This window comes from Micromonospora pattaloongensis (assembly GCF_900107255.1).
GTDB classification, from domain to species: domain Bacteria; phylum Actinomycetota; class Actinomycetes; order Mycobacteriales; family Micromonosporaceae; genus Micromonospora_I; species Micromonospora_I pattaloongensis.
Genome location: NZ_FNPH01000018.1, coordinates 1 through 12,747, shown reverse-complemented (window position 1 = coordinate 12,747; position 12,747 = coordinate 1). Strand labels below are relative to the sequence as shown.

Annotated in this window: 11 protein-coding genes; 4 read left to right on the top strand and 7 right to left on the bottom strand. The window is 73.4% G+C overall.

The window, feature by feature from the left end; genetic code table 11:
- Positions 1-57: 57 nt before the first annotated feature.
- Positions 58-1,485, bottom strand: coding sequence for a hypothetical protein (locus tag BLW47_RS23965; RefSeq protein WP_425435450.1), 1,428 nt, complete (start codon positions 1,483-1,485; stop codon positions 58-60).
- Between the two features lie 186 nt (positions 1,486-1,671).
- Here BLW47_RS23965 and BLW47_RS23960 point away from each other — a divergent pair, with 186 nt between their 5' ends.
- A complete protein-coding gene (locus tag BLW47_RS23960) occupies positions 1,672-1,911 on the top strand; it encodes a CDGSH iron-sulfur domain-containing protein (protein WP_091562907.1) in 240 nt (79 codons plus the stop codon).
- On the opposite strand, the gene BLW47_RS23955 is transcribed toward BLW47_RS23960, so the two are convergent.
- Positions 1,891-2,883 carry an iron-containing redox enzyme family protein gene (locus tag BLW47_RS23955; RefSeq protein ID WP_091562821.1) on the bottom strand — a complete coding sequence of 331 codons (993 nt, stop codon included), beginning with the start codon at positions 2,881-2,883 and terminating at the stop codon, positions 1,891-1,893. The two genes, BLW47_RS23960 and BLW47_RS23955, sit on opposite strands and share 21 nt — an antisense overlap.
- Before the next feature lie 170 nt (positions 2,884-3,053).
- Positions 3,054-4,235: a baeRF2 domain-containing protein gene (locus BLW47_RS23950; RefSeq protein ID WP_175543785.1), complete on the bottom strand. Its 1,182-nt coding sequence runs from the start codon at positions 4,233-4,235 to the stop codon at positions 3,054-3,056.
- A gap of 159 nt (positions 4,236-4,394) precedes the next feature.
- Here BLW47_RS23950 and BLW47_RS23945 point away from each other — a divergent pair, with 159 nt between their 5' ends.
- Positions 4,395-4,934: a hypothetical protein gene (locus tag BLW47_RS23945; protein WP_091562818.1), complete on the top strand. Its 540-nt coding sequence runs from the start codon at positions 4,395-4,397 to the stop codon at positions 4,932-4,934.
- A gap of 77 nt (positions 4,935-5,011) precedes the next feature.
- The gene (locus tag BLW47_RS23940; protein WP_425435449.1) at positions 5,012-5,410 is read left to right on the top strand and encodes a hypothetical protein; all 399 of its coding nucleotides are present in this window, start codon (positions 5,012-5,014) and stop codon (positions 5,408-5,410) included.
- Positions 5,411-5,510: 100 nt separating this feature from the next.
- On the opposite strand, the gene BLW47_RS23935 is transcribed toward BLW47_RS23940, so the two are convergent.
- The 4 genes from BLW47_RS23935 to glgX form a co-directional block, all read right to left on the bottom strand.
- Positions 5,511-5,846 (bottom strand): DUF3817 domain-containing protein, encoded by a 336-nt coding sequence (locus BLW47_RS23935; RefSeq protein ID WP_091562809.1) that lies wholly within the window; start codon positions 5,844-5,846, stop codon positions 5,511-5,513.
- A gap of 205 nt (positions 5,847-6,051) precedes the next feature.
- Complete coding sequence (gene treZ, locus BLW47_RS23930) at positions 6,052-7,788, bottom strand: malto-oligosyltrehalose trehalohydrolase (protein ID WP_091562804.1); 1,737 nt, start codon at positions 7,786-7,788, stop codon at positions 6,052-6,054.
- On the bottom strand, positions 7,785-10,067 hold the full coding sequence (gene treY, locus BLW47_RS23925) for a malto-oligosyltrehalose synthase (RefSeq protein ID WP_091562799.1): 2,283 nt from the start codon (positions 10,065-10,067) through the stop codon (positions 7,785-7,787). Before treY ends, treZ begins: the two co-directional genes overlap by 4 nt.
- A gap of 1 nt (position 10,068) precedes the next feature.
- Positions 10,069-12,180, bottom strand: a complete 2,112-nt coding sequence (glgX, locus tag BLW47_RS23920) for a glycogen debranching protein GlgX (protein ID WP_091562795.1) — start codon at positions 12,178-12,180, stop codon at positions 10,069-10,071.
- 289 nt (positions 12,181-12,469) lie between these two features.
- Here glgX and BLW47_RS25740 point away from each other — a divergent pair.
- Positions 12,470-12,747 (top strand): glycogen/starch synthase (locus tag BLW47_RS25740; protein WP_245737047.1); only part of this gene is annotated, 278 nt, incomplete at its 3' end.

Here is a 12,747-nt window from a genome sequence, read left to right as displayed (position 1 = left end):
CCATCGGGCCGAAAAAGGCAGGTGAAATTTCCACAGCGGGTGATTGCGCGGAAACCGTCAGCACACGAGCAGCCCCAGGGGCGTCCCGCTGTCGCGCAGTCCCGCCAGCGCGGCCGGCAGCGGCAACGGCGCCGGACGGGGCAGGTCGTACGGCTGGCCGCGGAGCACCTCGGTGGCGCGCCGGGTCGGCACGGGACTGCCGGGATAGCCCCGCACGGCCACCCGGTCCAGCGCCGCGCGCCGCCGGCCGAACGACGCCACCGCCCGCCACTGCGCCAGCCCGGCGACCGCCTCCGACTCCAGTCCGGGCGGCTCGGGCAGCACATCCACCGAGCTGAAGGCCGCGCTGCCGGCCAGCCACCACTCCGCGGCCGCCACGGTGCGCCGGGCCGCGTTCTCGCACCAGTACGGCACCATCCCCGCCCGCACCACCTGCCACGGGTCGATCAGCCGGCCGCACTCCACGACGCACCGGTTACCGGTCTTGCCCGCCGCGCGCAGCCAGCCGCGATACAGGTCGGCGGTCGCGGCGCTCAGCGCCTCCGGCCGCGGGAACAGCACCCGGTGCAGCGCGCTGCCCGCCGCCTCCGCCCAGCCCCGCAGGGACTCCTCGAACGCCGGCTCCACGCTGTGCTCCGCGAAGCCCGTCGGGCACGCCAGCGCCGGAGCGCGCCAGCGCGCGCGGTCCCCGCCGGTGTGCCGCAGCACCTGCCCGAACCGCTCGCTGCCCGGCACGTAGTCGTCCGGGTCCAACCCGCTGGCCGGCGCCCCGACCTGGAAGCTGTGCCGCGTGCCCGCGTCGAGCACCGGCCAGGTGCGCGCGTCACGCAGCATCAGCATCGGCGCCGCCGGGGCCAGACAGGCGCCGAGGAACCGCCGGTACGGATCGGGTAGCCGGCGCCACCGGGCAACCAGGGTGATGGTGCAGCCCACCAGGTGACCGCGGCCGGCCGGGTCGTGCACCTGACGCACCGCCAGTGCCGGGTTGGGCGGGAGGAACCGGTCGGCCATCGTGCCCCCGTACACCAGCGCGCCCGCCGCGTCGTCGACCGACCCGTGCGGCCAGTGCACCGCCATCTCGAACTCCGACGGCAGCCAGGGCACCCCCATCGCGGTCGCGAGGTGCACCGCCCCGCCGTGCGGCGAGCCCACCACCACGCCCGGGTACCACCGCTGCGGGTACTGCTCCACCACCCACTGGGCGATCCGGTCGGCGTCGACGTCGCCGACCCGGTCCGGCGCGACCGCCGCGCGCGCGGCCGCCCGGGCGAGCGCGGCCCGCCGCAGCGGCTCCGGCGTGCTGCGGAACCGGGACAGGGTCGGCAGATAACGCAAGTCGTCACAGTCCCGGCCGTGCAACGCGCGGGCCGCCGCGGCGAGCAGCACCCGGGAATGGCTGTCCGGCGAGACGATCTGCTGCGGCGCCGGCACGCCGCCGGTCGCGAGCCACCCGGTCTTCTCCCGCACCCGTCCCGCTCCCCTCATCCGTGACCACGGACGGCTTCCCGCCCTCGACGGGTCCAAACGGCACATCAGGCGCGTCGCGGTCGGACAATCGGACGCTCTCCGCCGGCACGGCGGTCGACCGTGACGCGGTGCGGTGGCACGGCGGTCGACCGTGACGCGGTGCGGTGGCGTTTCGAGACGGTGGGGTCCGGGCACTTGCCGCCCATGCCCGAACCGCTCCCCCCGCGCCCCGCCGCCACCGTGACCCCGTACGAGGACGGGCCGCTGCTGGTCCGCGGTGACTTCGCGGTGGTGACGCCCGAGGGCGAACGCATCGAGACGGGACGCCGCACGGTCGCGTTGTGCCGGTGCGGGAAGTCGGCGATCAAGCCGTTCTGCGACGGGACCCACAAGGTGATCGGGTTCCGGGCCGGAGCCGCGCCGCTAGGCCGCGACGAGCAGTGACCCGGCGCCCCGCTGCCAGGACGTCAGCAGGTGGGTGGCGAAGAGGCGGTCGAGCGCCAGGCAGCACGCCGCCCCGAAGATCACGTCCCCCGCGCGCTCGGGCTCGGCGGCGGCGAAGCTGCCGCACAGGTCGTGCGCCGCGATCTGCTCGTGCACCGCGTCGGCGGCGACGTGTTCGTCGTAGAAGCGCGTCGCCACCGCGTCGCCGCCGAGGCGCCGCAGGCCGTTGCCGTACCGCCGGTTCGGCAGCGACGACGTCATCTCGAAGGCCGCGAGGTGGCCGAGGAGCGCCCCGCGAAGCCGCCGGTGCAGGCCGAACAGTGAGATCAGATTGCTGGTCGCGAGGGTGACCGCCGGCGCCACGGGCACGTACGCGCCGTAGGTCGCGTCGAGCTGCAGGCAGCGCATCGTCGTGGCGAACAGCTCGGCGTGCATGTCGGGGAGTTGCCCGCCGCCGTACTCGTCCATCTGGATTTCGACCAGCGCCGCCTTCGCGCGCCCACCGAGCCGTGGAATCCCCCAGCTGTGCGGGTCCGCCTCCTTGAGGTGGTACACCGAGCGGTGCATGACGAACTCCCGGAACTGCTCCCGGGTGGCGCGACGCTGGAGGTGACCGGCGAGCGGGGGCCCGTCGTCGGCCGCGACGAGCGCGGCGAGCGCCCGCGGCACGTCGCGCGGCGCGGCCTGCGGCAGCGGCGCCACGAGACGGCGCAGCGCGCGCTCGAACCGCGCCTCCGCCGCGGCCCGCAGCGCCAACAGCGACGGCTGCCACTCCCACGCCTCGTCGACCCCGTCGAAGCCCCGGTAGTGCAGCTCGTAGGCGACGAAGAGCGTCAGCTGCAGATCCTCGTCGGTGAGCGGATCGCCGTCGGTGAAGCCGTCGGCGAGGGCGGCGGGCAGGTCGTGCGGCGCGGCGCGCAGCGCGGTGAGCAGGGCGGCCGAGACCGGCCCGCGCGGCGGTGGCGGCTTCATCGCGCGCTGCCGACGATCGCGATCATGGGGGGCTCCCTCGGTCGGAGTGTGCTCGGGCGCCCGACCACGGCCCCACCCGGGCCGTGATCCACGGCTGAGCACTGTTGCCCCCACCGGTCGCGCCGCAAACCGCCCGTTCCCACCGGTCGCGCGGCAACCGACCGGCGTCGCTACCGGTTACGCCGTTGTCCGCGCCCCTGGTGGTGGCCCTGCGCGGTGACGTTCGCGACGTCGCGATCGCCGCGGCCCGGCGTCGATCGGTCGGCGTAGCGCAGCACCGCGCCGACTCCCCCGTCGAGGTCCACGTCGTCCGGTCCGACCAGCACCAGGCTGGCGTGCGTGCCGGTCAGGGCGCGCAGCAGCGCCGCGTCGCCCCGCACCTGCTGCGGTTCCCGCACCCCCATGTCCGCCAGCTCGTCGGGGTCCACGCTGATCTGCGTCGGATCCGGGCCGATCCAGAGCCGCTCCGTCGACGACGGGTCGTCGACGAGCAGCAGCGTGTCGACCTGGTTGCGCTGCAGCGCCTGCACCACCGCGGGCAACCCGTTGCCGATGCCCTCCTGCGCGGCGTACCGGTCGAGCGCCTGCCGGGTGTGCTCCGCGGCCACCTCGGCGATCGCCTGGATCGTCACCTCGTTCAGCGGCTCCGGGTCGGCGCCGACCGCGCGCGATCCGGCGTCGGTCTGCACCAGGCGGCGCTGCCAGCGGGTCGGCAGCTGCGCGATGAGCTGCTGCCTCGCCTGCGGGTCGCCGGCGACGACCAGCACTTCCGCGCCGATCATGTCCCCCAGGTCGGTGACCGCCTTCGCGGCGTCCCCGCCGTTACGGTGCCATGTCATCTCCGCGGCCCGCTGGAACCGCGACTGCGACCAGCCCCCGGGCTTCACCTTGCGCAGCGGGAAGTCCGTTCCGCCGTCCACCGTCGCGTGCCGCGGCACGCAGCCCGCGCTGACCGCGTCGATGTCGGCCCCGGTCCGGTTGACCAGCACCCGTAGCCAGGAGATCTCCTCGCCACGCTGCGCGACCAGCGGCATCGCGTGCGGCAGGGGCTCGTAGGTCGCGACGTCGCGCAGCGGCGGCGCCGCGAGGTAGTGGGTGAGCACCACCTCGCCGTCCGCGGCGGTCAGCGCCAGGCCGTACTCCCCGGGACGGGGGTCGTGCCGGAGGACGGCGTCGCCGAGGGCGTGCACGGTGTCCGGGCTGGTGCCCTGCTCCGCGAGGTTCTCGCGCAGCGCGCGCCAGCGCAGCTGCAGTTCGGTGTCGGCGTTCGCGGTGTTGTGCGAGGCGTCCAGGTAGACCGACGCCCACGGCCCGGAGCGGGCGTAGAGCGGGCTCAGGAAGGTCAGGTCCATGGTCACCCCCCTCTCCATGTCTGGGCCGCATACCCGGACTGCGCCGCATCTCACCTGACCCGCGACGGGCGTACCGCCGTGACCGCGATTCACTCACTCCGGTCATCCGACATCGTCGATACAATCTGCGCACGAATCGGAACTGGCGGGTGGTGACGCATGGAGAGTGAGCTGTACGCGGCGCGGGCGGCCCACCGCGCCGGGCCGATCATCACCGGGCACGTTGTGCGTCTCGCCGAGGGCTACGCCCGCGAGCTCAGGGTCGGCCAGCACGTCCTGGTCGCCGTGCTGTTCGCCGCGGGGATCGCCCGGCTGCTCGGCCTGGCGCTGGCCGCATTGCGCCAGGCCGGCGGCGCAGGGGGCGCGCGGCGGCGGTGGCGCGAGCTGCGCAAAGGCCCGGAGTTCCTGGTCACGCCGCTGCAGCTCCGCGACACCCGCGGCGTGCTCTGCGAGGTGGAGATCCACGGGCACCTGCCGCAGAGCGCGCTCGACCCGGGCGACCACATCCAGGTGACCGTCCGGCGGCAGAAGGATCACCAGCTGCCGCCCCGCGCCGACCGGATCGTCAACATCACGACGGGTCAGCTGCTCACGCCGCGGATCCCCACGCTCTGGTCGCATCTGGGTCCCGCGCTGCTGCTGCAGGCCGTGCTCGGCGTGGTGCTGCTGGCGGTGGCGGCCTGGCTCCTCACCCGGTGACGGGCGCCGGCGGCGGTTTGGCGCCGCGTGGGTCGGGCACGGTAGCCGGAGGACCGACGAGGCGTGAGGTGATGGACGTGAGCGAACCGGTAGATCCCCGGCGCAATTCCGCGAACCGCGGCGACGACCCGATCAATCACGGCGAGTACGAGCCCGGGGCCGTCAACGACGTGGTCGAGCCGCCCGCGGACCCGTTCAGCGAGGAGAAACGCCAGGACCCGTACGATCCGGCCGACGCCCGGGTGGATCCCGAGGTGCTGCGCAACGGCGGGCCGACCCGCGCGGGCGGCGCGGTGACCACCACCGGCGGCACCGCCGGTCGGGCCAGCGTGCGGCGGGTCGCGCGGCGCGGACGCGACGTCGCCCCGACCACCACGGGCGGCGCGGAGACCGGCGGCATGCAGACACCGGCGCGCGGCAACATGACCGACACGAACACCCCGGCGCCCACCTCCGGCGTCTTCACCGACGAGTAACGCCGCCGGGCGTTGCGCGGCGCCGGGGAGCGGTGCGTCGGGCGGACCCGGTCGTTGGCGCGCCCGCGGCGGCGGCACGGATCCCCGGGCGGGCGGGACGTCAGCGCGCGGCGGCCGGCACCGGCTCGGCCGGCTCGGGTTCGAGGAGCCGACGGCGGCGCGCCCACCGCTCGAAGAACACGGTCGCGAACGGCGGCACCGCGCAGATCAGCGCCACAAGCGTGATCCACCAGCGCCACCGCCCGAGCCGGGCGACGGCGAGCACCAGCAGCACGTACGCGATGAACAGCCCGCCGTGGATGGGGCCGAAGATCTTCACGCCGATCTCGTTCTGCGGCGGGCCGTACTTGACCACCATGCCGGTCAACAACGCCAGCCAGGAGATCGCCTCCGCGATCGCCGCCGCCGCGAACAGCGACATGGCCGTACGACGCATGCGTTACCTCCCGAGCCGATGCCTCCGCGGAGCCGATGCCTCCGCCGAAGCCCCGGCCCGTGATGATATGCCGGCGCCCGCCACGGCCCGGGCGGGGCGGGTCGGCGGTGCGGGCCCGGTCACCCGACGCGCCCGGACCGGCCGACCACGCGAAGACCGCGCAACGCTCCCGCGGCGACGGCAGGGGCGCATCATCGGGAAGTGGTCAGGGGGTGGCGACGACGACGGCGGACTCGGGTGGGAGCTCGACGACGTCGCGCATGACCGTGACCCCGGTGCCGGTCGCCAGCAGGACCGAGCGGACCACGCCGGGCAGGGTGACGCGTTGCGCCTTCGGCGCGAGGTTGGCGGCGACCACGCACCCGCCGCGGCGCATCACGAGGAACCGGTCGCCGTAGCGCACGTCGACCCGGTCCAGCCGCGGGTCCGACAGATCGGGCCGGCTCTTGCGCAGCGCGATCAGCCGCCGGTAGAAGTCGTACAGCTCGCGGTGCTCCGGCTTCTCCAGCTCGCCCCAGTCCAGCCGGGACCGGGCGAACGTGGCCGGGTCCTGCGGGTCGGGCACCTCCCCCTCGGGCCAGCCGTGCGCCGCGAACTCCTGGCGCCGGCCGGTCGCGACCGCGGTGGCGAGCTCCGTCTCCGGGTGGCTGGTGAAGAACTGCCAGGGGGTGCGGGCACCCCACTCCTCCCCCATGAACAGCATCGGGGTGAACGGCGCGGTGAACAGCAGGGTCGCGCCGACGCGCAGCAGCCCCGGTGACAGCGTCCCGGTGATCCGGTCGCCGGTGGCACGATTGCCGATCTGGTCGTGGTTCTGCAGGTAGGCGACGAAGCGGTGGCCGGGTACGCGGGCGCGGTCGACGGGGCGGCCGTGGGTGCGGCCGCGGAAGGACGACCAGGTGCCGGCGTGGAAGAAGCCGCCGGCGAGCACGTCGGCGAGGCACTCCAGCGAGCCGAAGTCGGCGTAGTAGCCCTGCCGTTCGCCGGTCAGCAGCGAGTGCAGCGCGTGGTGCGCGTCGTCGTTCCACTGGGCGTGCAGGCCGTACCCGCCGGCCTCGCGGGTGGTGATCAGCCGGGGATCGTTGAGGTCGGACTCGGCGATCAACGACAGCGGTCGGCCGACGTGCGTGGAGAGCGCCTCCACCTCGGCGGCCAGCTCCTCGAGCAGGTGGGTGGCACGGTGGTCGACCAGCGCGTGCACCGCGTCCAGCCGCAACCCGTCGACGTGGTAGTCACGCAGCCACATCAGCACGCTGTCGACGATGAACCGGCGCACCTCGTCGGAGTGCGGGCCGTCGAGGTTGACCGAGCGCCCCCAGGTGTTGCGGGCCTCGGCGAGGTAAGGGCCGAACTGCGGCGCGTAGGCCCCGGAGGGGCCGAAATGGTTGTAGACGACGTCGAGGATCACCCCCATCCCCCGTCGGTGCGCCGCGTCGACGAAGCGTTTCAGGGCGTCCGGTCCGCCGTACGACTCGTGCGGGGCGTACCAGCAGACGCCGTCGTAGCCCCAGTTGTGCACGCCGTTGAAGGCGTTGACCGGCAGCAGCTCGATCAGGTCGACGCCGAGTTCGGCGAGGTGGTCGAGGCGCTCGGCGGCGGCGTCGAAGGTGCCCTCGGCGGTGAAGGTGCCGATGTGCAGCTCGTAGAGGACCGCGCCGGGCAACTGCCGGCCGGTCCAGGCCTGATCGCTCCAGACGAACGCGCTGTCGTCGTAGACCCGGCTCGGGCCGTGCACGCCGTGCGGCTGCCACCGCGACCGCGGGTCGGGCAGCGCCGCGTCGCCGTCGTCGATCAGGTACGCGTAGTCGGTGCCGGGTGGCACGTCGGGCAGGTCGACCCGCCACCAGCCGTCGGCGTCGCGGCGCAGGTCGAGGTCGGGGCGACCGGTCAGCCGCAGCCGCATCCGGTACGCGTCGGGAGCCCACACGGCGAACTCGGTCATCGTGCCACCTGAGGATCGACGGGAGTCAGGAGTGCGACGGGATAGCGGTCGAGCAGCTCCGCCATCGTGACCCGAGGGCCACTGTAAACCCGCTCTGTGAAGACATCGAGGTAATCGTTAACGGAAAGTGACAGGGCGGTATCCCGCCAGCCACCGGAGACGGTCAATCCGACCGGCAGCCGGGTGGCGACCGCGATCGCGCCGCCCCGGTCGAACGCGACCACATGGTCGGCGGCCGGGCCGGTGGCGGTCAGCGGCGCGTACCGCCGGAACAGCTCCGGCCGGGAGCGCCGCAGCCGCAGCGTACGGGCGACGACCAGCAGCTTCGCCGCCCCGGTCTCGTCCACCGGCGGCTGCCAGCCGCCGTCGATGCGGCCCAGCAGCTCGCGTCGCGCCGCGAAGTCCACCGGGCGCCGGTTGTCCGGGTCGACCAGCGAGTTGTCCCACAGCTCGGTGCCCTGGTACGTGTCCGGCACCCCCGGCATGGCGAGCTGCACCAGCTTCTGCCCCAACGAGTTGAACCATCCGGGCGGCGTCACCTGCGCGGCGAACCGCGCGACGTCGTCGCGCAGCGCCGAGTCGTCGTAGATGCGGTCGATGACGCCGTGCAGCGCCGACTCGAAGGCCGGATCGGGGTCGTCCCAGCTCGTCGCGGTGCCCGCCTCCCGGGCCGCCTTCTCGGCGTACGCGTGCAGCCGCTCCCGCTCGATCGGCCAGGCCGCGACCACGGTCTGCCAGAGCAGGTGCGCGAAGGCGGCGTCGGGCAGTGGCGCCGTCGCCGTCCACCGCTCGAGCGCCGCACTCCACCGCTCCGGCACCTCGGAGAGCACCGCCAGCCGGGCACGCACGTCCTCACCCCGTTTGGTGTCGTGGGTGGAGAGCGTGGTCATCGCCGCCGGCCAGCGGCGCTGCCGTCCCGCGGCGGCGGCGTGGAAGCGCTCCGGGTCCACGGCGAAGTGCGCCGGATCCCCACCGACCTCGTTGCGGGCGATGAAGCGCGACCAGCGGTAGAAGGCGGTGTCCTCCACGCCCTTGGCCATCACCGCGCCGGTGAACTGCTGGAACCGCAGCGCCAGCTCGTCGGCGGGGTCGCGCAGCCGAGCGGTGAGCGCGTCCAGGGTGGCGGCCAGCTCCGGGCGACGGCGTCCGGCCTCCGCGCGCGCCTCGGCCAGGTGCCGCAGCCCGTCCGGCAGATAGGAGCGGTAGACCGGGAAGCACGCCGCGAGTTCGGCCAACGCCGCCGCGGCGTCGGGCAGCTCCGGGGCGAGCCGGGCCAGCCGGGCCAGCTCCGCGGCGAGCAGCCGGGTGGCGGCGGCGAGCTTGGTGTCGTGGGTCAGCTCGGTCCAGCTGGTGGCGTGCCCGGTGAACCGGGTGTCGAGCTCGGTGAACGCGGTCTCGGCGGCCGGGTCGACGAAGAGCCCGCCGACGTCGGCGAGCGCCTCGTAGCCGGTGGTGCCGTCCACGGGCCAGTCCGGCAGGTCCTCGCCGTGTTCGAGGATCTTCTCGACCACGAGCCAGGCGTCGGGGGCGGCGTCACGCAGCCGGGCCAGATAGCCGACGGGGTCGCGCAACCCGTCGGGGTGGTCGACGCGCACTCCGTCGAGCTCGCCGGCGGCGTACCAGCGCAGCAGCTCGGCATGGGTGGCCCGGAAGACGGCCTCGTCCTCCACCCGCAGGCCGGCGAGCTCGGAGACCGCGAAGAACCGCCGGTAGTTGATCTCGGAGTTGCCGCGACGCCAGCAGACCAGCTCGTAGTGCTGCCGGTCGTGCACCTGGCGCGCGGTGCCGCCGGAGGTGCCGGGCGCGATCGGGAACCGCAGCGGCCCGTGCCGCAGCTCGTCACCGACCACCGTCAGCTCGGCGTCGTCGTCGGGCAGCACCGGCAGCAGCAGCCGGCCGCGCGACCAGTCGATGTCGAACCAGCCGGCGTACGCCGAGTCCGGGCCGTGCCGCAGCACGTCCCACCAGGCCGGGTTCGCGGCCGCCGCGCCGACCCCGGCGTGGTTGGGGACGATGTCCACGACCAGGCCCAGCCCGGCCGCGCGCAGCGCCGCGATGAGCCGGCGCCGGGCCGGCTCGCCGCCGAGTTCCGGGCCCACCGCCCGGTGGTCCACCACGTCGTAACCGTGCGTCGAGCCCGGCGCGGCGGTGAGCAGCGGCGCCGAGTAGAGGTGGCTGACGCCGAGCGCCGCCAGGTAATCGGCGAGGCCGGCGGTGGCGTCGAGGTCGAAGTCGGGCCGGACCTGGATCCGGTACGTCGAGATCGGAGGGCGGGGCACCTCACACCGTCCGTTCGAGCACGACGAGCGAGCGGTCCGGGACGGTGATCGTGCCGGCGGGCTCCACCACGACCGCCTCCCCCGGCAGGGGATCGGCGGTACTGATCACCACCTCCCACTTCTGGCCGTACTCGTCGGTCGGGACGGTGAAGTCGATCGGCGCGTCGTGGGCGTTGAAGCAGAGCAGGAAGGAGTCGTCGACGTGACGCTGGCCGTAGTGGCCGCGCTCCTTGATCCCCTCCCCGTTGACGAAGAGCGCGACGCTGCGCCCGAAGTCGTTGCCCCAGTCCTCGCCGGTCATCTCCCGGCCGTCGGGGGTGAACCAGGCCAGGTCCGGCAGGGGCGCGCCGGCGGCGCGGGTGTGCACGGGCAGCCCGGTGAAGAACCGCCGCCGGTGGAAGACCTGGTGGCGGGCCCGGAAGGCCGACAGCGTCCGGACGAACTCCAGCAGCTGCTCGTCGGCGGCCTCCCAGTCCACCCAGCTCAGCTCGTTGTCCTGGCAGTACGCGTTGTTGTTGCCCCGCTGGCTGCGGCCGAGCTCGTCGCCGTGGCCGATCATCGGCACGCCCTGTGACAGCAGCAGCGTGGCCAGCAGGTTGCGGCGCTGCCGGGCCCGCAGCGCCAGGACGTCGGGGTCGTCGGTGGGGCCCTCGACGCCGCAGTTGAACGAGCGGTTGTGCCCCTCCCCGTCGCGGTTCTCCTCGCCGTTGGCCTCGTTGTGCTTGTCGTTGTACGACACGAGGTCCGCGAGGGTGAACCCGTCGTGGCAGGTGACGAAGTTGATGCTGTGGAACGGGCGGCGACCGTCGTCCTGGTAGAGGTCCGCCGAGCCGGAGATCCGGGACGCGAACTCGGCCAGGGTCGCGGGCTCGCCCCGCCAGAAGTCCCGGACGGTGTCGCGGTACTTGCCGTTCCACTCCGTCCACAGCGGCGGGAAGTTGCCCACCTGGTAGCCACCCGGGCCGACGTCCCAGGGCTCGGCGATCAGCTTGACCTGGCTGATCACCGGGTCCTGCTGGATCACCTCGAAGAACGTCGACAGGCGGTCGACCTCGTAGAACTCCCGCGCCAGCGTCGCGGCCAGGTCGAAGCGGAACCCGTCGACGCGCATCTCCTGCACCCAGTAGCGCAGCGAGTCCATGATCAGCTGCAGCGTGTGCGGGCTGCGCATATTGAGGCTGTTGCCGCAGCCGGTGTAGTCGACGTAGTACTCCGGCGACTCCTCCGACAGCCGGTAGTAGCTGGCGTTGTCGACGCCCTTGAAGCCGAACGTCGGACCGAGATGGTTGCCCTCGGCGGTGTGGTTGTAGACCACGTCGAGGATGACCTCGATGCCGGCCGCGTGCAGCGCCTTGACCATCGCCCGGAACTCCTGCACCTGCTGGCCACCGCGACCCGTGGCCGCGTAGCCGTGGTACGGGGCGAAGAAGCCGATCGTGTTGTAGCCCCAGTAGTTGCGCATCCCCAGGTCGGCCAGGCGGTGGTCGTGCACGAAGTGGTGCACCGGCATCAGCTCGATCGCCGTCACGCCCATCTTCGTCAGGTGGTCGATCACCGCCGGGTGCGCCACACCCGCGTACGTGCCGCGCAGCGGCTCCGGCACGTCCGGGTGACGCATCGTCAGCCCGCGCACGTGCGCCTCGTAGATCACGGAGTAGTGGTATGGGACGCGTGGCGGCGCATCGTTGCCCCAGTCGAAGTACGGATTGACCACCACGGACTTCGGCAGGTACGGCGCGGAGTCGGCCTCCGACATCCGCGCCGGATCGTCGAACTCGTACCCGTAGACCGCCGGGTGCCAGTTCACGTCGCCGTCGATCGCCTTCGCGTACGGGTCCAGCAACAGCTTGTGCGGATTGCACCGCGCCCCGTTCGCCGGATCGTACGGCCCGTACACCCGGAAGCCGTACCGCTGGCCCGGCTCCACCCCCGGCACGTAGCCGTGCCAGACGTACGCGTCCACCTCCGGCAGCCGCACGCGCCGCTCGGTGCCGTCGGCGTCGAACAGGCACAGCTCCACCGCCTCGGCGACCTCAGAGAAGATCGCGAAATTGGTGCCCGTCCCGTCGTACGTGGCCCCCAGCGGGTACCGCTCACCCGGCCAGACCTGCATGCCGTTTCCTCCCCGATTGCGACAGCGCGCCCGGCCGGTCCCGGCCAGCGCGCCCGCCGGATATGCCCAGCTGGGACCCGCGCCGAAACTAGTTGATCTCCAATGGGTGTTTCCGGTCACGATCGCGGCCTACTGGGATGCGATTTGCGCCCGGGTCCCTTTTCCTAATAGAGGGCCACACGACGCACCGATGCGAACGCGGTCCTTACCGGCCGATCGGCCACCTTCTACCTCGTACTGCCGTCAGTGGCGCCGGCGCGCACGCCCTTTCGCATGGATGGAGACGAATGTGACCCTGGGGGTCAGCGAACCGCTCGCCAACGCATCGGTCAACCCGGACGGTGCCCGCCGTCCCACCACCCCCTCCCGGCAGACCGTCCCCGGTCTGCCCGCCGCCGGCGGTCTCGCCCCGGACGGCAAGCGCCGGATCCTGATGCTCTCCTGGGAGTACCCGCCGGTCCTCGTCGGTGGCCTCGGCCGCCACGTGCACGCGCTGTCGGTCGCGCTGGCCGCCGCCGGCCACGAGGTCACCGTCGTCACCCGGCACGCCGAGGGCGCGCCGCTGGA